A 19,441-nucleotide genomic window follows, 5' to 3' on the forward strand; every position below is an offset into this window, starting at 1 on the left:
TCAGCGGGCCGGTGCGCTGCGGGCGACGTTCGTTTTCAGTTGGCGCATCGTTCGCGCCTGGACCACGAGGCCACTCAGGTAATTGATCCGCTCGGTTACCATGCGGTTGGGGGCGGTCAGCCTGTCCTCGGTGCGCCGCAGCCGCGACAGGGCCCCGGGCACGTCGCCGTCGAGGACCTCGTCGCAGATGGACAGGTCGTATTGCACGGCGAGGTTGTCCGCCTGCGCATCCGGGAAGGATTTCCAGAGTCCGCAGGCCCGTTCATAGTTCCGCACCTTGGCGAAGGCGATCGCGCCGGAGAAGCGGGTGGCGGCATCGCCCGCGAGGCCATCGGGCTCCGTCATCAGCGGGATGCGCACCGTCTGCTCGTGCGGCGTGACATCCTCGCGGATCTCCGTGAGTGCTGCCTGCAGGGCGCCGCCGAGCAGGGCGCCGTCGGGAGATGGCGGCCCCTCGTCGCTGCAGCTTGCATCCGTCTGCGTCTTCGAGACCGATTTGTTGTAGATGATCGCCGCATTGTTCACCGACACGGCGCGTGGCGTCACGGTCACGGCCGCGATCGTGCGCTGGCAGGCGACCGAATAATTGGCCATGGCGGTGCAGCGCTGGACCAGCTTCTTCGAACCGTCCCCGGCCACGCACTGGCTGCGGGATTCGGAATAGCCCTGGTGCTGGACCGAGAAATTGGCCGTGCCGGTGTAGACGGCGTCCACCCCCAACTGGCGGCCGAGGCGTTGCAGCTCGCCGATGCCGACGCCCTCGGCGATCGCCGCGGGCAGCCGGCCACGTCCGCTGACCATGGTGAAATAGGGCTGACCGCCCGTCGTCGCCGAGCTCAGTTCCGCCTCCAGCCGCTCGGAGGCCTGGTTGCCGGCCGATCCCCCGAAGTCCAGGACTGCAATTTTCCGCAACTGGGCGGCCTGCGGGAAGTTCGGCGGGCGCTGGACGATGACCTCGGCGGCGGGACCGGCGCAACCGGCAATGGTCGCGATGCAAAAGGCCAAAGGAAGCCAGATCGGCCACCGCTCTCGTTTTCGTGAGATGGCCGCTGTCATGTCGCCGTTCATGTATGCACCAGTTCAATCCGGCTGGGCACCGATCCTGATATGGCTGTTCCGAAGGGTCAAGTTGGCGCGGGCAGGGATTGTCCCTGGCAATGGCGGCGCGGGCGCCGATGGGATCGGAACGCCAACAGTTTTGATCCGATCCACTTGCGATATCGCAATCAGGTTCTCGTGCAAAACGGAAAGTCTGCGTATTGATTTTCGCCGATAGGTGTCAGGCCCCGGCGCGGGCGCCGAGCGCGGCCTCGATCGCGTCGAGCAGCCCGGCAAGGCCGACCGGCTTGCGCAACAAGGAAACGCCGGAGCCTTCGCCGGCAATCAACTGGCTTGCCTCGCCGGCGAAGCCGGTCAGCAGGATCCCCGGCAGGCCCGGGCGCCGCTGCTGCGCCGCGCGGATCAGCGCCGGGCCGTCCAGCCCGGGCATGGATATGTCCGAGATGATCATGTCCACCGCTTCCCCCGCCTCCAGCAGGGCCAGCGCCTCCTGGCCGCTGCCGGCGCCGAGCACGACGAAGCCCGCGTCCTCCAGCGTCGCCGCCAGGGTCTCGCGCACCATCTCCTCGTCATCGACCAGCAGCAGCCGGCGCGCGAGGCCCGCGACCGGCGCGACGCCGGGCCTTGGTGCCGGCGCCTCGCGCTGCGCCCCGGCCAGCGGCAGCCACAATGTCACGGTGGTGCCCTGGCCGGGCGCGCTGTCGATGGCCAGGCTGCCGCCCGATTGCTCGGCGAAGCCGCGGGCCATGGACAGGCCAAGCCCGGTGCCCTGGTCCTGCGGCTTGGTGGTGAAGAACGGCTCCATCGCCCGCGCCAGCGTCGCCCGGTCCATGCCAGTGCCGCTGTCGGTGACGGCGAGGCGCACATACCGTCCGGGCTGGAGCCCGGCGCGATGCGGCCCGCCCGCGGCGACCAGCTCCGTCGTGGCGGCGAAGACCAGCGTGCCGCCGCCCGGCATGGCGTCGCGGGCATTGGTGGCGAGGTTGACCAGTACCGTCTCCAACTGGCCGCGATCGGCCATGACTGCCGGCAGCACGGGCTCCTCCAGGGCGATGCGCACGGTGATGGGGCTGCCGAGGGTCTGGGCCAGCACGTCGCGCAGCCCTTCCAGCAGCCCCGGCAGGTCGATACGCTCGGCGCGCAATTCATCGCGCCGGGCGAAGGCGAGCAGCCGGCGGGTGATGGCGCCGCCGCGCGCGGTGGCGCGCAGCACCGTGGCGGCGAACCGGCGCACGCTCGCCGGGTCCGCCGCGCGGTTCACGATCAGCGTGGTGCCGGTCTCGACCGCCTGCAGGATGTTGTTGAAGTCGTGCGCGATGCCGCCGGCCAGTTGCCCGAGCGCCTGCAGGCGCTGGGCGTGGGTGGCGCGCTCCTGTGCTTCCTCGCGCGCCGCCACCTCGGCGCGCACCCGTTCCTCCAGGCGCCGGTTCAGGTCGTGCAGCGCCGCTTCCGCCGCGCGCTGGCGGGTGATGTCGCGCGCCGTGACCACCGCGCCGAGGATCGGGCCGTCACCGTCGCGGATGGGGGCGAAGCTGTAGCTGCCGAACCAGGTTTCGTCGCTGTCGCGGCGGCGCAGCCGCGCCACCAGCGCGACCGCGGTCTCGCCGCGCAGGGCGCGCGCCACCGGCCATTGCTCGCACGGGACCGGGGCGCCGGCCTCGGTGACGAGCTCGAACAGGGCGGGGTATTCGTCCAGCCGCCGCAGCGCTTCCTGGCGGTCGGCGAAGCGGTGGTAGCCGGCGAAGGCATCGTTGACCAGCGTGAAGCCGCCACCGGCGCCCTGGATCAGCACCGCATCCGTCATGCTGGCCAACGCCGCTTCCAGCCGGGCGCGGCTTTCCGCCAGCGCCGTCTCTACCCGCCGGCGCGCCGTCACGTCGATCAGGATGCCCGCGGCCCGCAGCGGCCGGCCGTCGCCGCCCCGCTCGATCCGCCCGCGCGCGGCCAGCCAGCGCGGCTGCCCCGCCGCGGTGGGGGCGAGGGGAGGGGCGGGGCGGAATTCCATGTCGTAGGGCGCGCCGTCGTCGAGGGCACGCTGCCAGCAGGCGGCGACCTCGGCGCGGTCATCGGGATGCACCGCGTCTTCCAGCCAGTCCGCGGCGGTGAAGGACTCACGCCGCATGCCCAGCAGCGCCGCGCTTTCCGGTGACCAGAGCCCCTGGCCGGAGAAGAGGTCGAGCTCCCAGGTGCCCACGCCCGCCCCCGCCGTCGCCAGCTTGAGCCGCGCCTCGCTGCGGCGCAGGGCGTGCGTGCGCTCGGCCACGGTCCGTTCCAGCGCCTGCCGCCCGCGCAGCAGCATCCAGCTCAGCGCCCCGAGCAGCAGCGCCACCAGCCCCGCCAGCGCGCCATAGATCGTCGTTTCCTGCCGCCACGGCGCCAGGACTTCGATCTCGTTCTCGCTGCTCGAGACCACGACGTTCCAGTCGGGCAGGGTGCGCCAGGCGCCCACGCGCGGCCGGCCGTCGACCACGGAATGGCCGTGATGCGCGCCCTGCGCGGTGGAGAAGATCGCCGCCACCCGGTGTTCCACCGCCGCGTCCGCGGGCGGCACCAGCGGCGGCCAGGACCGCGCGATGGTGGCGCCATCGGTGCGGAAGAGGGTGATGCGCTGGGTGCGGGCCGGATCGAGCGCCTTGTTCCAGTACTCGAGCAGGTTGCCGAGGCTCGGCGCGGTGACGATGACGCCGTTGAAGGCGCCGTTGCGCCAGCGTGCCCTGGAGATGTTGAAGGTCGGGACCGGCGGCGAGATGCCCATGATGGCGCGGGCCACGTAGTGCTGCCCCGGGGCGTCGCGCGCGCCGGTGAAGTATTCCCGGAAGCTGCGGTCGCGGTCGTCCACGTAGCGGGGGTCGCTCGCCATGCAGATGCGGCCATCCGCGTTCACCACCCACAGCAGCGTGCCGGTGGTGGAATCGGCGGCGGAGAGGCGCAGCAGGTCCTGGAACTGCGCGTCCGCGCGCAGGGTCGCGCAGTCGCGCCCGCCGGCCACGCGGTCGACGATGTCGATCAGCAGCGCCTGGGTTTCCAGCAGCCGCAACGCATGCTCCCCGAGCGCGTCGACGACGCGACGCTGGTCGGCCATGGCCGCCTGCAGCGCATCCGCGCGCGTCTGCACCGCCATCCATCCCCACAGTGCCAGCGGCACCAGCGCGGCACAGATGACCGAAGCGGCCAGGCGAGCCCGCTCTGCGAAGCCTGCTGTGACGAGGCCCTGCACGGCACATGCTTCCCCGCCTGGCGGCAAGTCATGTGCGCCAGGCAATGATTTCACGGTTTTGTAATTTATGCCACTTTTGAGGGTAGTGGAAAACCTGCCAATTTGGCTATTTTATCTGACATATTTCGCCTTATTGCTGATGGAATACTGATGTCTGCTTTTGGTTCGCAACGGATTATTCATGGAAACCTTCCTGGTGCGACCACCCGTCCCGGACCAGGACAGGGGGGCGCACGGGCCGCGGAACCATCTGCGCCGCGTCGGCCCGCCAACCGTTCCAGTCGCGCATTGGCAAGTCACGAGAGAAAGAATATCAGATGTCTTGCCTGTCGCACCAGCAACATTCCGAAGGCGCGTTGGTTCTTTTTGAGAAAATGATCCGAAAGCAATTATTTTTTTGAGACTCTTTAAGAAAAATAGGACAAAACAGGCCTTCTCTTTTTTCAATACGTGCTGTTATACAATGGTTACCAGCACGCACATGAAAGGGAACAGGCCGATGCCCGCCGACCACAGCAGCCTCGTCGACTACGGCGCCGTGTTCCGGATCGCCAGCGACCTGCGCAAGATCATTCCCGACCTGGGAAAGCGACGCGGCTGGAGCATGCTCGCCGACCTGCTGACCACCCGCTTCACCTTTGCCTACGAGGATTTCCTCGACCGCCCGACCGAGGCGAACCTGGCACGGCTGCGCGCCATCCTGGACGACGCCCACCGGATCAACCGGCAGTTCCCGGACGTGCGTGCCGGCTACCAGTCAGCCTGATCCCCCCGGCGGGGTTTCACCCCGCACCCGACCAGGGGCTCCGCCCCTGGACCTCGCCAAGGGCTTTGCCCTTGGAACCCGGTATTTTTCCGCCCCTCCAGGCCTTGCCGCGCGTGGTAAAGGCCTGGATGTTGCGGTATCCCTTGCGCCCGGACACCGATGTCGTTTTCGGGAATGCAGGATGGCCGGGCCGCGGACAAGCCGGACACACCCCCTTCAGATCGCCAACGTGCGGGCAAGCCCCGCACATGGACGGATCGGGATCACCTTCTGCCCCGGCAAGCATGACAATGCCGCGAGTACCGGGGCCTGGGCCCGCGATCTTCCCGCGGATCTCGACGTCATCGTCGCCTGGGGCGCACGCCTGGTGCTGACCCTGGTCGAGCCGGCCGAACTTGCGATGCTCAAGGTACCGCATCTGGGCGCGGAGATCCGGGCCCGCGGGCTCGACTGGCGGCACCTGCCCATCGCCGACTACTCGGTGCCGACCGCCGCCTTCGAAGCACAATGGGAGACACATGGCCGGGACATCCGCGCGCTGCTGCAAGGCGGCGGCGACGTGCTCGTGCATTGCAAGGGCGGGCTTGGCCGGGCCGGCATGATCGCCGCCCGGCTGCTGGTGGAACTGGGCATGCCACCCGAACAGGCCATCCGCGAGGTCCGCCGCGCCCGCGAAGGCGCGATCGAGACACCGGCGCAACTGGCGCTGGTCCGGCGGACCCGGCCCATCGAGGCCGAGGTGATCGACATCACCACCATGCAGCAGGTCGGCGGGCGGATGGGAACCAATCCGGCCGGCATCTACCAGGACGGGACCGGCCGGCGGTTCTACGTGAAGTCGCTGGAATCAGTCGCGCACGCCCGCAACGAGATCATCGCGGCGAAGCTCTACCGGCTCGCCGGGGCGCCGACGCTGACCTATATCGGCGCCAGCGACCCGACCCAGGTCGCGACCGTGTTCGTCGAGCTCGAGAAGCGGCATGTGTCGCAGCTCAGCGAGGCGGAACGCCGGCAGGCGCAGCGCTGGCTGGGCGTGCATGCCTGGACCGCCAACTGGGACGCCGCTGGATTCGCCGGCGACAACCAGGGCGTGGCCCAGGGCGTGGTCATGACGCTCGATGTCGGGGGCGCGCTGGCGTTCCGGGCCCAGGGCGACCCGAAGGGCAAGGCGTTCGGCACTTCTGTCGGCGAACTCGACACGCTGCGCCAGGACCCGGACAATCCCCACGCGGCCCGGCTTTTCGGCGACATGAGCCCCGCCGCAGTCGACGAGGCCATCGCCGTGGTGACACGGATTCCGGACGCCGCGATCCACGGGGTCGTCACCGGCAATGGCGGCAGCCTCGCGCTGGCCGACAAGCTGATCGCCCGTAAGGCCGATATGGCGAAGCGCCTGAGCTGATCAGAACATCCTGATCAGGGCGTTTCGCCACCACGGGCAATCGCCAGCAGCGGCGGCACCTGCGCGCGGATGGCGTCCACGACATCGGGATCGAGCCGGTCGAGCCAGCGCGCGGGAATGGCGTCCAGCCCATAGGTGGCGCCCGCGAGCATGCCGGCGATCGCCCCCGTGGTGTCGGCGTCGCCGCCCTGGTTGACGGTCCGGACCAGGCACTCGGCGAAGGAGTCCGTGGCGAGGTAGTGGTGCAGCACGGTCTGCATGGTGTCGACGATGAAGGCCGAGCACTGGCCCGGATAGGGCGCGAAGCGAAACGCCCGGTGCCTGGCCACCAGATCCGCGGCCTCCCTGCGCACGATGTCCTGGCCCGGGTCCTGCAGCAGGCCGTGCACCATGCGGACCAGCGCGAGGCAGGCATCGTCCGACAGCGGATGATGATGCGTGGCACGCGCCTGCGCGAGCGTCCACGCCTCCGCCCTGGCGGGGTCGCCGAGGCTTGCCAGCGCCACCGGCAGCACGCGCATGGCGGCACCGTTGCCGGCGTCGCCTTCCGAGAACGGGGTTTCGACGCTGCCATCCACGACATAGCGCCGGATGCCGCGCCGGCAGGTGTTGCCGACATCGGCCGGCCCGGTCTTCAGCCACGCCGCGAATTCCTCGCAGACGTCGCGGGCCTCCAGCCCGCCCTTGCGGATCAGCGAGCGGCCCAGCGCCAGCGCCATCTGGGTGTCGTCGGTCACGTCTCCGGGCCTGAGCTTCAGCCAGCCGCCGCCGACGATGTCCTGGTGCACGCCATGCCGCGCCGCGATTTCGCCGCGGGTCATGAACTCGACGGTGGCGCCGAGCGCGTCGCCGATGGCGAAGCCGAGATAGGCCGCCAGCGCGAGGTCCTGCATACCCGGCGCGGTCATGCCGGAACCTGATCAGACATAATCCACGCTCACCCGGAATTCGCCGCCGATCACCAGGAACTCGCCTTCGCCCGTCAGCGGATGCGCGGGCAGGAGGCCATTGAAGAACAGGATCTTGCTGACCGGAACCCGCGCGGTGAGGATCGCGTCGCCGAAGCAGTCGGCGACCTCGCGGTCGGAGGTAAACGACACCAGGTTGTTGAGCCGGATCACCGCCTCGCGCCGGGTGGTCCGCTCGAGGATCCGATGCTCGCCCACGCCGTTGATGCCCCGAAACAACGTCAGGTGCGTCTCGCCCGGAAAGGCGAAGCGGCGGATCGCCCATTGGCAGAATTCGAACAACAGGTCGAGCTGCACCCAGATCGCGTTGTTGTGGAAGCGGCTCGCCATCTTCTCTTCCACATAGGTGGCCCAGGCACGCCCAGAATCCTGATCGATGATTTCCTTGTGGAAGCAGGGGCAGATGCCGAACCGGCTCTCGACCCAGCCCTTCAGCACGGCGCCTTCCGGGCCGTTGCTGTCGAAGCCCCAGCCCGTGATCAGCCGCTGCACGGAAGAGCGGTAGCGCTTCCTGCTGCCGCAGGACGCCTCGCGCTGTTCGGGATCGATGCCGAACATCGCCATCATGTAGCAGTAGAACGCTTCGCCCGCTTCGGTCAGATCGCCGGCCTGCTCCAGCATGGTGAACAGGTCGTGGTTCATCTCCGACACGCCCCAGATATGCAGGGGCACCGGCGCGTCGTTGTAGGCATGGCTCTCCAGCCACTCCGGGTCGCGCCCCACGAGGTTGGTCGAATGGCCGATGCCGCGCCGATTGCGATGAACCACGTCTTCCATCGCCGCCATGATGAGGCTTCCCGGGCCAACAGAAAAGACCCGATGCCCCCTGTCGCCGAAGCTGGCGCGATGGCGGCGGGTGCCCGGGCGTCTCCCTCCAGGACGCAGCTTCAGGAGAGGAAGAACACCATACGGTGTCCTTCCCCCCTCCTGATCAGAGCGGCCTCGGAGACGCCCCGGTCAATGGCAGGACGGTATGCAGCTGGGCTGGTCCGGGAGGTGAACGGTCGTCCCGCAAATCGACCCCCACCAGGTGTCGTGGGATCCGCCTGTCCAATGCGGCGTCGTATTGCATGCGACCGTCTTCGCCAGATCAGGCGAATAGTCCTGCACTGTCAGTTGACAATCCAGGTAACCGCCAAAGCAGTCGGTGTCTGCGGAGCCGCTGCCGTGGTCGGAACAGCCGCCGGCGCTGCCGGAGCCGCTGCCATGGTCGGAACAGCCGCCGGCGCTGCCGGAGCCGCTGCCATGGTCGGAACAGCCGCCGGCGCTGCCGGAGCCGCTGCCATGGTCGGAACAGCCGCCGGCGCTGCCGGACCCGCTGCCGTGGTCGGAGCAGCCGCCGGCGCTGCCGGACCCGCTGCCGTGGTCGGAACAGCCGCCGGCACCTTGATTGCCGGAATTGTAGTTAACATTGATTTCAACTTCATTCATTCTGCTGTACTTTCAAATTATTATGGTGATTTTGCTGTGTGTCGGCAGAAAATTTTGCGCAAATTTATCCATCAATACCAAATATGAACAGTTTAATATTGATTGGATATTTGCATATCCCATTTTTCTGCCGCAGTTTTCGGTAGGAGAATTGTAACGGGATGTCTATGCCTAAAATGCACACCCCGATATCGAATGGGCTTTCGCATGAATCGGAGATTTAATAAGAGACCATGCATTGATAACTTATTGGAATTTTCCGCATGTGAGCGGATTCGATTTGAGTATGAATTTATTGAAAATGTTGGAAGAAATATTCAAAGATTTATAAAAATTCTGGATATATAAATTTAAAGTTGCTGCGCAATCAAATAAATATGTTTTGTCGCATATTGCGAGGTCATATTGACCATTGGGCATGAACACGCTTCATCGTCGATCGACGGAACGATCTGGCTTCACGGTCGGGGCGGCATCGCGGGGGCGGGACCCAGCGCCTCGGCCAGATAGAGCCGGGCCAACGCCCGGGCCTCGGCGATCACCTCGGCGCGGGACGGTTCCCCGGCGGGCAGCCGCCCGATTCCCTTGAGCAGCAATTGCACCACCGCCGCGACGATGTCGGCACGGGCGGCGGGCAGGGCAGGGGCGGCGGCGAGCAGCACCGTGGCAATCCGCCGGCGCAGCGCCGCCCGCAGGTCCGAGCGCAGCGCCGCCGCGTCGGGGCGGACGTCCAGCAGCGCCAGCGCGGCCTCGTGCTCGGCCCGCAGCGCCTGCATCGCCGCCACCAGGCCGTCGGCGATTTCCCCCGGCGCCAGTGCCGGGGCGCGCGCGGCGAGGTCGGCGAAGGCCGTGCCGATCGCCTCGGCGCAGCGGTCTAGCAGCGCCCGCGCCACCGCCTCCTTGGTGGGGAAGAACCGGTAGAGCGAGCCGGTCGCGGTGCCGGAGCGGGCGGCGATCTCCGTCATGGTGGCCGCGTCGTAGCCGCGCTCGACGAACAGCGCCGCGGCTTCCCGCAGGATCGCGGCCACGCGCCGCCGCCCCGGTGCACGGCGCGGGGGAAGGGCCAGGGCCGATGCTGGCGCGCTTGACATGTGCGAGGCCACCCTCAACTATCAATAAGCGAGGCTATCCTCGCATATCCGGACGGAGGGCGTCACCCGGCCTCGCGCCCGCACAGCCCAGGTTGGAAGACATGCCCCCGCTTGATCCCCGGACCACCGCGCTCGTGCTGATAGATCTGCAGCAGGGCATTGTCGGCATGAGCCTCGCGCCGCGTCCCGGGCCGCAGGTGGTGCGGGTGGCCGGCACGCTCGCCGGGCGCTGCCGTGCCGCCGGGGTGCCGGTGGTGCTGGTGCGCGTCGCCTTCGCCGCGGATTTCGCCGACGCCCCGCCCGGCCCCGTGGACACTCCGCCCGTGCGTGGCCCCGGCCCGCTGCCGGCGCAGTGGAGCGAACTGGTGCCGGGCCTGGCCGAGCCGGGCGACCTGCATGTCACCAAGCGGCAATGGGGCGCCTTCTACGGCACCGGGCTCGACCTGCAGTTGCGCCGACGCGGCATCCGCACCATCGTGCTGGGTGGCATCGCCACCAATTTCGGCGTGGAATCGACCGCGCGCGCCGCCTGGGAGCACGGCTACGGCGTGGTGCTGGCCGAGGATGCCTGCGCCTCGGTCTCGGCCGAGCTGCACGAGATGGCGGTCCGCCACATCTTCCCGCGCATCGCCCGCGTGGTCCGCAGCACCGACATCGCCTTCGCCCCGGCCTGATCCCGTGCCGCCCTGTCGTCGCCCGGTGGCGCTGTGGGCGCTGCTGGTGCTGCTGTCCGTGCTGCTCGCCGCCGCGTTCGAATGGATGCGGCTGGCCGCCGCGCTGCTGCTCGGGCCGATGCTCGCGGGCATCGTCGTCGCCGCCGGCCTCGCCCCGGTGGCGGTGCCGCGGCCGCTGTTCTGGCTCGCCCAGGGGGTGATCGGCGCCATGATGGGGCGGGTGATCACGCTGCCCATCCTCTCCGCCATGCTGCGGGACTGGCCGCTGTTCCTGCTTTCCATCGGCGCGGTCATCGCCGCGGGGATGGCACTGGGCTGGTTGCTCGCCCGCTGGCGGGTGCTGCCGGGCAGCTCGGCGGTGTGGGGCTTCTTCCCCGGCGCCGCCCTGGCCATGGCGCTGATGGCCGAGGCGTTCGGCGAGGATATCCGCCTGGTCGCGTTCATGCAGTACCTGCGGGTGGCGCTGGTCACCCTGGCCGCCTCGGCGGTGGCGCAGCTCTGGGGCGAAGGGACGGCGGCGACGACGGCGACGGACTGGCTGGGGCCGGTGGACGGGGCGGCCCTGGCCGGGACCCTGGCCGTGATCGTGGCCGGCGTCGGGCTGGGCTGGCGCCTGCGTTCGCCTTCGGCCCCGCTGCTGGTGCCGATGGTCGCGGCGGCCGCGCTCGGCGATGCCGGGGTGCTGACGATCACCCTGCCGCCCTGGCTGCTGGCCGGCAGCTACGCCGTGGTCGGCTGGGGCATCGGCCTGCGCTTCACCCGCACGACGGTGCGGCACGTGCTCCGCGCGCTGCCGCGCATCACCGTCGCGATCGTGGTGCTGATCGGGATCTGCGGCGGCATGGCCGCGCTGCTGGCGGCGGTGAGCGAACTCGACCCGCTGACCGCCTATCTGGCGATGTGCCCCGGTGGCGCCGATGCGGTCGCGATCATCGCCGCGTCGAGCCATGTGGACATGCCCTTCGTCGTGGCCATGCAGACCGGGCGCTTCCTGGTGCTGGTCTTCACCGGGCCGCTGCTGGCCCGGCTGGTGGCCCGCCACGCCCTGCCGGCGGGGCGCGGCGCCGGCTGACGGGTTTGACGCGCATAAGGCCGCTGCTTCGTGTCTTGTTGGAGAGCCGCACCGCATCCACCGTTCGCAGGCGGCTTCGGCAATGGGGGGCGGCAGGGGGCTTGATCTTCAGGCAGGACTTCCACGACGCCTTCGGGACGTGGCCGATCGCCTACATCCGCTCCGACGCTGATGACGCTGGCGGAAGACGATCCTCTTGCGGCGGGGACCCAGGCGTTCTTCGACGCGCTGCGCTGCCCGAAAGCGCTTGTCCGCTTCACGGCGGCCGAAGGCACGGGCGGGCATTGCGAGATGATGAACCGCTCGTTGCTGAACGACCGGGTGCTGGACTGGCTCGACGAAGTTCTTGCGTAGGGGCCGCCCGGCTGCGTGCAGGAGGCCCGCGCCAATCGCCGTTTCGGATCGAATCCAAATTATACGGCCTTGGACGCCCTGCAGCCGGATAGGGTGGTCAGCGGCCATAGGGCCTGCGGCTCCGATGTCCGCTCTGCTCCCGACTCCGGACAGGCGGAAAACGCTCTAAGCCTGCGGCCGGGCCTGTTCCGCGAGCAGTGCCTCATCGCGGGCGCTGGCCCGGGCCACGGCGGGCCGGCCGTTGAAGCGTTGCAGGTAGGCGGCGAATTCCGGCCGCTCCGGGAACAGGCCGGACTTGATGGCCCAGGTCAGCGCCGAGCCCCAGAGCGGGTCGGCCGCAGTGAAGCGGTCGCCAAGCAGCCAAGGGCCTTGGCGCAACTGCCCGGCCAGCGTGGCGAGCATGGTGTCGAAGTCGCCGTAGGGGGACATGGCGGTCGGTCCGGGCTCGCGCTGCTGGACCCGGTCCACCACGGCCGGCTCGAAGGAGGAGGTGTAGAACACCAGCCAGCGCAGGTAGGGTCCGCGCAGGGCATCGCCGATGGCCGGGGCCAGGCCGGCCTCGGGGAACAGGTCGGCAAGGTAGATGTAGATGGCAACCTGCTCGGTGACGACGGCGTCGCCGTGGCGCAGCGCTGGCACCTTGCCCATCGGGTTGACCGCGAGATAGGCGGGCTGGCGCTGCTCGCCGGCCTGCTGGTTCAGCACATGCAGGCGATAGGGCACGCCAAGCTCCTCCAGCAGCAACAGCACGCCAGAGGAACGCGTGTGGGGCATGTGGTAGAGCAGCACGTCGCGGCCGTCGGCCATGGTGGTCTCCCAGGATTCGGCGCGGTAGCGCGGTAGCGGGCATGGGACGGGAAGCCTAGAGCGGATCGCCGCAGAGCGGAACGTGCGAAGGCGTGAATCCGCTCTTCAATTAAAAGCCTGGAGCGCGCGCCTGCGCGCCTGACGACAGTCAGGCAAAAAGCGCTTTGGTTCGAACGCCCGGAAGCCGGGCTGCCAGCGTCCGCTATGGGCATGGCGTTCCGGACAGGGGCGGTTTCCCGGAAACGCTGTCCGGGCAGTGCACGTAACGCCCGACATAAATCCCCGGCCGACCCGGCACACAGGCAGGGAAGCGCGTCACCACGGCCCGGTGCAGGTCGTGGTCGGCGGATGGTCAATCTCCACGCAGCAGGTCGCTTTTCCAATTGTCAGGAGCGCACGACGCCCGTATTGGGAAGGTGCGCGGCGACAACGTTCGTTGCGCGGTCACTGGAGACTGGATGTCAGAGCTTGTGTGATAAGGTTCTCTGAATTTCAGAGAGCCTCGTGAGTTCAAAGCCGCCGGTGCATGCGCGCCGGGGTGTTTTTTCCACGTCCATCATACGAGCGCTGCATGAACTTCTCACGAAATGAGCAACGTGCGCTGCACGTCCTGGCCCCTGGGGGCTGCATCCTCCACCAGCGTGGCGACGGACCCAGAATCCCGGTCAGGCCGCCCATATCGGATTTCGAAACGCGGCCGCGCCTCCATCCGTGCGCAACCCGACAATCAGGGGGCATGACATGCTGATCCGTGATGAAACGATGGGTGACATCCCGGCGATCAGCCGGGTTGTCACGGAAGCCCTCCTGCTGCTTGCGCAAGCGACCGGAACCGAGGCGAGGATTGTTGAGGCGCTCAGGGCAGAGGACGCGCTTGTCCTCTCGCTTGTCGCCGAGGAGGCGGGCGAGGTGATCGGGTATCTGGCCGCCTCGGCGGCACGGATCGGGACGCAGGAGGGGTGGGGGCTCATCGGCCCGCTTGCCGTTTTGCCGTCAAGACATCGCCAGGGGATCGGCACGGCCCTGATGACCGAGGCCCTCCGCCGACTGCGGGCGACCAGCCGGGGCGTGGCGCTGGTGGGCGACCCCGCCTATTACGGCCGGTTCGGCTTCCGGTCCTTTCCTGGACTGGGCGTGGTTGGCTGTCCCCCCGAAGTGGTTCAGGCCTTGCCGTTCGACGCCACTGAGCCGCGCGGAGAACTGATCCACCACCGGGCATTCGGTCTGGACCAACAGGACTGACGGAAGGTCGGGCTGTATCTCATCGAGAGGTGCAGCCCGACCGCTCGTGGCGGGTATCATCCGTCGGATGTTGACCCCTGGTGGCGCACGTACCGCGCGACATGAATTCCCGGGCGGCCCGGCACATAGGCAGGCGAGCGTGTCACCACGGCCCGGTGCAGGTCGTGGTCGGCGGGGGTGCCGACCCTGAATGCGGCGGCGACCGTGAAGTCGGCCGCGAGCTTGCCCAGGGCCTGGTCATCGATGGTGATCGGCTCGGTCGGGGTCGGCGGATGGTCGATCTCCACGCTCAGCAGGAAGCACCCGCCCGGCTTCGTCACCCGCCCGATCTCGCGGATGGTCCTGGCCAGGTCATCGACGTGGTCGAGCGCGTTCAGGCACGTCACGATATCGAAATGCCCCGTCGGGAACGGGATGTTTTCCGAGCCGGAGGCGACATACCGCATCCTGTGGCGGTCCGCCCCGAGCTTCAGGTACTCTGCCACCAGCGGATCGAGGCCGACACGTTCGGCGGTCATGTCGGCCCATTCCAGGCTGCCGCGCGGGCCGCAGCCGATGTCGAGGACGCGCTTGCCCGCGTAGTCCTCCCGCCGCAGGCCGTACACGGTCGTGTAGAGCGGTTCGTAGTGCGCGTTCGACAGGCAGCCATTCTGTTCGAGGTAGCGCCGGTTCCAGTAGCTCAATTCATGGTGGCGCTTGAACGCGCGGGGAAACAACAGCGCATAGCCGCGACGGGCTGCCTTCCTGACGATTGCGATCATGGGCCTGCCTCCTGGGGGCGTACGTGGCGTGATCCGGCTCAGACGGGCGGCACCAGCCGGCTGACCAGCGCCACCAGCTCGGCCTGGCGTGACGTCGCGGTCTTGGCGAAGATCCGCGCGAGATGCGTCTTCGCCGTTGCCTCGGTGATGCCCAGGGCGCGCCCGGCCAGCGCCAGCCCCGTCCCGGCCGCGAGATGGCCCAGCAGCCGCGCCTCCGCCGGGGTCAGGCGGAAGCGGGACGCCACCGCCGCCAGCCCCTCCGCGTGGTCGCGGGCGGGCGGGGTGACGAAGATCGCGGCGGCGGCACGGGGCAGCAGGCGCCGACGGTGCTCGCTGCCCCGCAACGGCAGCACATGCGCCAGCGCCGGCAGGTCGGCGGGGCCGCCCAGCGGCACCCCCAGCCCGGCCCGCCCGATGCCCGCCTCGTCGTCCGAGGCGGCGACGGCGCTGCGCAACGCGGCGGTTTCGTCCAGGCGCCCTCCGCACAGCTTGCCGCCCCGCTCGTGGATCGGCCCGTCCTGCTCCATCATGCGGCGGGCGGCCAGGTTCGCATGCAGGATGTTGCTCTCCCGGTCGAGGATGCCGATGCCCACCGCCAGCCCGTCCAGGCTTCCGGCCAGCGCGGCATTCTCCAGCCGGCGCATCTCCAGCAGGTCCCCGATCGCGACGGCCCGGCGCAGATGCGGGATCAGCCGGCGCATCATCGCGATCTCCCGCCTGGTCGCCACGCCGGTATCGATGTGCCGGACCACCGCGAAGACGCCGACGCGGCCCGCATCGCGCAGGACGATCGCGTTCAGCGCGTCGCACCAGCCCAGCGAGGGGGTGGCCCAGTCGCGGGCAACCGGGCCGGAGAGGAAATTCACCCCGCCCGGCTTGCGCGACAGCACATAGGGTTCGTCCGGGTCATGCGTCGCATCGCCCATGGCGGCGCCGACGGCCGCGACGACGTCGCCGCGATACGTGCTGGCGATGATCTCGGCGACCCCGGGCGGCTCGTTCCAGGCGCGTCCGAAGCGCAGCGCGCCGCGGCGCAGGTCCACCACCATCAGCCGCCCCATGATGCAGTCCAGCGCTTCGCAGATCCGCCGCATCGCCTCCGGCCAGGTGTCCGGGTCCAGCGCGCAATCGTAGATGCCACCGATCAGGTCCGAAATGCCGGCGGCGCTCGGGGTGTCCATGCCGTTTCTCCCTCCCGGGGGGCGTGGCGGCTATTCGGCGCGGACCGGCGGCATCATCCGGTGCACGCGGCCGACCAGCTCGGCCTGGCGTGATGTCGCGGTCTTGGAGAAGATCCGCGCCAGATGCGTCCTGGCTGTCGTCGCGGCGATGCCGAGGTCGCGGGCAGCCTGCGGCAGCGCCGTCCCGGCGACGAGGCGCCCGAGCAGCGCAGCCTCGGCCTGTGTCAGCCGGAAGCAGCGCGCGACCGCCGCGAGCCCGGCCGCTTCGTTGCGGGGCGCGGGGGTGACGAAGACGACGGCGGCGGCGCGCGACAGGATGCCGGGGCTGCGTGAACCGGCATCGAGCGGCAGCACCTGTGCCAGCGCCGGCGGATCGGCGGGGCCGCCCAGCGACACGGCGATGCCTCTCCGGTCGTGCCACGCCATCGGCCGGGAGGTGGCGATCGCGTCCTGCAACGCCGCCGTGTCGGGGTGCTTCTGCGCCGACAACCTGCCGTTCACGCAGCGGATTGGGCCATCCTGCTGCATCATGCGGCGCGCGGTGAGGTTCGCGTGCAGCAGGGTGCCGTCGCGATCGACGATGCCGATGCCGACGGCGGCCCCGTCCAGGGCATCCGCCAACGCGTCGCGTTCCTGCGTGCGCAGCTCCAGCACATCGCCGATCGCGACGGCCCGGCGGATATGCGGCGCCAGCAGGCGCGCCAGCCGTTCCTCGCGCCCGGTGAACAGGCCCGCGCTCCGGTGCCGCGCGAGCCCCAGCCAACCGAGGCTGTCGTCGCGGTCCAGCACCACCAGGCCCAGAGCATCGCCTCCGCCGGGCAACGGCGCGACCGTCCCGTGGCCCTCGCCGGCGAGGACGTTCGCGTGGCCGCGCATGCGGTGCAGGACCAGCGGGGCATCCGGATCCCCCGCTGCCGCAATCCTGCGCGCATGCGCTTCCATGGCGTAGGGGAATGTTCCCAGGCTCATGCGCGTGGCCGGCCCGGGCTGGCGCCACGAGCAGGCGAAACGCGGCCGTCGCGTCGCCGGATCGGCGATCCATAGCTCGCCGCCCCCACAATCCAGGAAGGCGCAGATCCGCCGCATCGTTTCCGGCCAGTGATCCGGCGCCAATGCACAATCGTAGATCGCACCGATCAGGGTGGACATCGTGGAGTCGGTGTCCTCGGACATTCCGTTGCCTGCCTCGTGCCACGTGACGGGCCTGACCGCTGCCGCCCGGGAAAGGCTCACGATCCGGCGAGCGTTGTGCGACTCCGGAATTTCCCGGGTGTCGTCATGCATTCGTATGACGGCGGCGAGAGGAAGCGTCAATAAAGTCCGGTCGGGCCGTGAGACAACTTACCGGGTGGAAAGCATTGGAGCGTGCGGGGCGCCTGTTCGACTGGCGCCCCGGGCGGGGACGGGGACGGTAGCGCGGTGGCCATATGTCAGGTATCGGTTGCGGGGCATCCTTCAACTGGCGCCGGTACTCTGATTGCGGCGGAAATGCTGCCTCGTGGTGCCGGGGCGAACGCCGGATCGGAAGCCTGTGCGAGCGCGGGATGATGGGATCGGCCGTTCCACGAAACGGTCGCACCGGCAGAAAAGAAACCGGAGGAAGATATGCCGCAGGTCGGCCGTTCTCATGGCAGGCCGTGCCCGACGGGTGCCGGGGCCCTGGACAGGGGAAAGCATGAAGGTACGGGCCGGAGAGTCACGTCAGTAACGAGATATGCACTTCAACTTTACAGCATTTATTTCAATATTGGCCGTTACGGAGTGGGCGGTTTTTAAACCGCGCCGCCTCTGCCCGGCCCGGATCGGGATCCTCCGCCGGTCAGCCCGGCTGTGCGAGCGTGGTCGGGCACGTCCGACAATTTGCCCGACATCCCCTGAACAGCTTTCCCGCAGGCCAGTCAAAACGGCATTTTATCAAATAAAAACGTGCCATTGAGCAATTATAAATATCTCCGTCATGTGATCGAAGTATTATTTGAAGTGTATTCATATTATCGAGGTGTATGCTACGTAAAACATGCTCGCACTCAATGAGATGAAAATTGCATGCTGGATGCAGTAAATGTATTGCATTCACGTTCATGCAAATTCATGTCGCAATGAATGTCATGTCATGCGCGCATGTGCATGTGCATATCTGGAAAATAAGGAGCGTTATCATGACTTACATTCTTGGCAATTTTGGAGACAACAATCTGACTGGTGGGGTTGGGAATGATACACTGAATGGTGGGCCAGGGAATGACACGCTGTCCGGTGGAAGGGGGGATGACCTCCTGATCGGAGGACCTGGCAGAGATACTTTCGTTTTCCTTGCCGGTGATGGCCAGGACACGATTGCCGACTTCACACCGGGCACTGACGCGCTGCTGGTGAACGGCGCTGATGGTCTCAGTAACCCGAACATTTACCTTTCTATTGATCAGAACGGACCAGACGTGGTCCTGAGCCTGCCTGATGGGCAATCGATCCGGCTGTCCAATCTTAACATCAGCGACTTCTGGCCGAGTGGTGGCGGTGGTCACGGTGGCGGTGGTGGTGGCGGTGGCGGCCATGGTGGTGGAGGCGGCAGCAGCGGCAGCGGCGGCGGCTACGGGGAGGGGGGCGGCTACGGAAGCGGTGGCGGCAGCGGCAACGGTGGGGGCGGCCAGGGTGGCGGTGGTGGCGGCGGTGGCGGCCACGGTGGTGGTGGTGGCAGCAACGGCAGCGGCGGCGGCTACGGAGAGGGGGGCGGCTACGGGAGCGGTGGCGGCAGTGGCAACGGTGGGGGCGGCCAGGGTGGCGGTGGTGGCGGCGGTGGCGGCCACGGTGGTGGTGGTGGCAGCAACGGCAGCGGCGGCGGCTACGGAGAGGGGGGCGGCTACGGGAGCGGTGGCGGCAGCGGCAACGGTGGGGGCGGCCAGGGTGGCGGTGGTGGCCAGGGCGGCGGCGGTGGTAGCGGCAGTGGCAGCAACAGCGGTGGCTACGGCAGCGGTTACGGCAGCGGTTACGGCTATGGCAGCGGCCAGGGGGGCGGCGGCCAGGGTGGTGGCGGCGGTGGCGGACAGGGCGGCGGCGGTGGCGGCGGCCATACCGCCTCTCTGTATGACGCGCCCCCGGTGCCAGGCGTTATCCTGGGCGCCTGAGCAAGATCCGGTCCCGTTCCTGTGACCGGGCGCGCAAGGCTGCTGAATATTCCAGTCGCACCGGCGATCTCCGCCTCGTAGCGATTGGGCTATCGGATCGAGGGCGGGTGTCGCGGCACGACGGCATCTCCGGTCGCTGTTCGGGGGCCGGCCCTCATCCGCCCACGCGCATCCCTGCGGCGGAAAAACCACCGCCGCAGGGGCGTTTGCTCCCGCGGTTGCGGATGGGCAGGTGACGCAATCGCAAACCACGCAGTGCAAAGCCAAGGCAGGACCAGACAAGGTGTGCAG

At 68.5% G+C, this 19,441-nt stretch carries 19 protein-coding genes; 9 read left to right on the plus strand and 10 right to left on the minus strand.

The features are described 5' to 3' along the window. Both NBY65_RS19305 and NBY65_RS19310 read right to left on the minus strand, forming a co-directional pair. The gene (locus NBY65_RS19305) at positions 1-1,056 is read right to left on the minus strand and encodes a hypothetical protein (RefSeq protein WP_150040223.1); all 1,056 of its coding nucleotides are present in this window, start codon (positions 1,054-1,056) and stop codon (positions 1-3) included. Between the two features lie 223 nt (positions 1,057-1,279). Continuing rightward, a complete protein-coding gene (locus tag NBY65_RS19310) occupies positions 1,280-4,276 on the minus strand; it encodes an ATP-binding protein (RefSeq protein WP_150040222.1) in 2,997 nt (998 codons plus the stop codon). Between the two features lie 499 nt (positions 4,277-4,775). On the opposite strand from NBY65_RS19310, the gene NBY65_RS19315 reads away from it, so the two are divergent. Further along, the gene (locus tag NBY65_RS19315; protein ID WP_150040221.1) at positions 4,776-5,042 is read left to right on the plus strand and encodes a hypothetical protein; all 267 of its coding nucleotides are present in this window, start codon (positions 4,776-4,778) and stop codon (positions 5,040-5,042) included. Positions 5,043-5,271: 229 nt separating this feature from the next. Beyond that, entirely contained in the window at positions 5,272-6,444 is a 1,173-nt protein-coding gene (locus NBY65_RS19320; protein WP_203330441.1) for a cyclin-dependent kinase inhibitor 3 family protein, read from the plus strand. Between the two features lie 14 nt (positions 6,445-6,458). On the opposite strand, the gene draG is transcribed toward NBY65_RS19320, so the two are convergent. Together draG and NBY65_RS19330 are read right to left on the minus strand one after the other, a co-directional pair. Further along, positions 6,459-7,352, minus strand: a complete 894-nt coding sequence (gene draG, locus NBY65_RS19325) for an ADP-ribosyl-[dinitrogen reductase] hydrolase (RefSeq protein ID WP_150040219.1) — start codon at positions 7,350-7,352, stop codon at positions 6,459-6,461. A 12-nt stretch (positions 7,353-7,364) separates the two neighbouring features. Continuing rightward, positions 7,365-8,198 carry an NAD(+)--dinitrogen-reductase ADP-D-ribosyltransferase gene (locus NBY65_RS19330; protein ID WP_203330440.1) on the minus strand — a complete coding sequence of 278 codons (834 nt, stop codon included), beginning with the start codon at positions 8,196-8,198 and terminating at the stop codon, positions 7,365-7,367. 361 nt (positions 8,199-8,559) lie between these two features. Between NBY65_RS19330 and NBY65_RS19335 the strand changes: the two genes are divergently transcribed. Next, the gene (locus NBY65_RS19335) at positions 8,560-8,802 is read left to right on the plus strand and encodes a hypothetical protein (RefSeq protein ID WP_250265703.1); all 243 of its coding nucleotides are present in this window, start codon (positions 8,560-8,562) and stop codon (positions 8,800-8,802) included. 499 nt (positions 8,803-9,301) lie between these two features. Here the strand turns inward: NBY65_RS19335 and NBY65_RS19340 are convergent, their stop codons facing one another. Next, entirely contained in the window at positions 9,302-9,871 is a 570-nt protein-coding gene (locus NBY65_RS19340; RefSeq protein ID WP_162530490.1) for a TetR/AcrR family transcriptional regulator, read from the minus strand. Between the two features lie 164 nt (positions 9,872-10,035). Here NBY65_RS19340 and NBY65_RS19345 point away from each other — a divergent pair, with 164 nt between their 5' ends. The 3 genes from NBY65_RS19345 to NBY65_RS19355 all read left to right on the plus strand — a co-directional run bounded on the left by NBY65_RS19345 (position 10,036) and on the right by NBY65_RS19355 (position 12,034). Next, positions 10,036-10,608, plus strand: a complete 573-nt coding sequence (locus tag NBY65_RS19345) for a hydrolase (protein WP_150040216.1) — start codon at positions 10,036-10,038, stop codon at positions 10,606-10,608. Between the two features lie 4 nt (positions 10,609-10,612). Continuing rightward, positions 10,613-11,680, plus strand: a complete 1,068-nt coding sequence (locus tag NBY65_RS19350) for an AbrB family transcriptional regulator (protein ID WP_239002739.1) — start codon at positions 10,613-10,615, stop codon at positions 11,678-11,680. A 171-nt stretch (positions 11,681-11,851) separates the two neighbouring features. Next, entirely contained in the window at positions 11,852-12,034 is a 183-nt protein-coding gene (locus NBY65_RS19355) for a hypothetical protein (protein ID WP_203330439.1), read from the plus strand. 165 nt (positions 12,035-12,199) lie between these two features. On the opposite strand, the gene NBY65_RS19360 is transcribed toward NBY65_RS19355, so the two are convergent. Further along, positions 12,200-12,841 (minus strand): glutathione S-transferase family protein, encoded by a 642-nt coding sequence (locus tag NBY65_RS19360; RefSeq protein WP_150040214.1) that lies wholly within the window; start codon positions 12,839-12,841, stop codon positions 12,200-12,202. A gap of 571 nt (positions 12,842-13,412) precedes the next feature. On the opposite strand from NBY65_RS19360, the gene NBY65_RS19365 reads away from it, so the two are divergent. Together NBY65_RS19365 and NBY65_RS19370 are read left to right on the plus strand one after the other, a co-directional pair. Next, positions 13,413-13,589: a YjhX family toxin gene (locus tag NBY65_RS19365; RefSeq protein WP_408904180.1), complete on the plus strand. Its 177-nt coding sequence runs from the start codon at positions 13,413-13,415 to the stop codon at positions 13,587-13,589. Next, positions 13,583-14,083, plus strand: coding sequence for a GNAT family N-acetyltransferase (locus NBY65_RS19370; RefSeq protein ID WP_150040213.1), 501 nt, complete (start codon positions 13,583-13,585; stop codon positions 14,081-14,083). Before NBY65_RS19365 ends, NBY65_RS19370 begins: the two co-directional genes overlap by 7 nt. Positions 14,084-14,139: 56 nt before the next feature. On the opposite strand, the gene NBY65_RS19375 is transcribed toward NBY65_RS19370, so the two are convergent. From NBY65_RS19375 to NBY65_RS19390, 4 genes are all read right to left on the minus strand, one after another. After that, a complete protein-coding gene (locus tag NBY65_RS19375; RefSeq protein WP_150040212.1) occupies positions 14,140-14,844 on the minus strand; it encodes a class I SAM-dependent methyltransferase in 705 nt (234 codons plus the stop codon). 38 nt (positions 14,845-14,882) lie between these two features. Next, a complete protein-coding gene (locus NBY65_RS19380; RefSeq protein WP_150040211.1) occupies positions 14,883-16,025 on the minus strand; it encodes a helix-turn-helix transcriptional regulator in 1,143 nt (380 codons plus the stop codon). A gap of 30 nt (positions 16,026-16,055) precedes the next feature. Further along, positions 16,056-17,198, minus strand: a complete 1,143-nt coding sequence (locus NBY65_RS19385) for a helix-turn-helix transcriptional regulator (RefSeq protein WP_150040210.1) — start codon at positions 17,196-17,198, stop codon at positions 16,056-16,058. A gap of 938 nt (positions 17,199-18,136) precedes the next feature. Beyond that, on the minus strand, positions 18,137-18,550 hold the full coding sequence (locus NBY65_RS19390) for a hypothetical protein (protein ID WP_250265772.1): 414 nt from the start codon (positions 18,548-18,550) through the stop codon (positions 18,137-18,139). Between NBY65_RS19390 and NBY65_RS33870 the strand changes: the two genes are divergently transcribed. Continuing rightward, positions 18,537-19,175 carry a hypothetical protein gene (locus tag NBY65_RS33870; RefSeq protein WP_284347517.1) on the plus strand — a complete coding sequence of 213 codons (639 nt, stop codon included), beginning with the start codon at positions 18,537-18,539 and terminating at the stop codon, positions 19,173-19,175. The two genes, NBY65_RS19390 and NBY65_RS33870, sit on opposite strands and share 14 nt — an antisense overlap. Positions 19,176-19,441 lie beyond the last annotated feature (266 nt).

It is taken from the genome of Rhodovastum atsumiense (genome assembly GCF_937425535.1).
GTDB classification, from domain to species: domain Bacteria; phylum Pseudomonadota; class Alphaproteobacteria; order Acetobacterales; family Acetobacteraceae; genus Rhodovastum; species Rhodovastum atsumiense.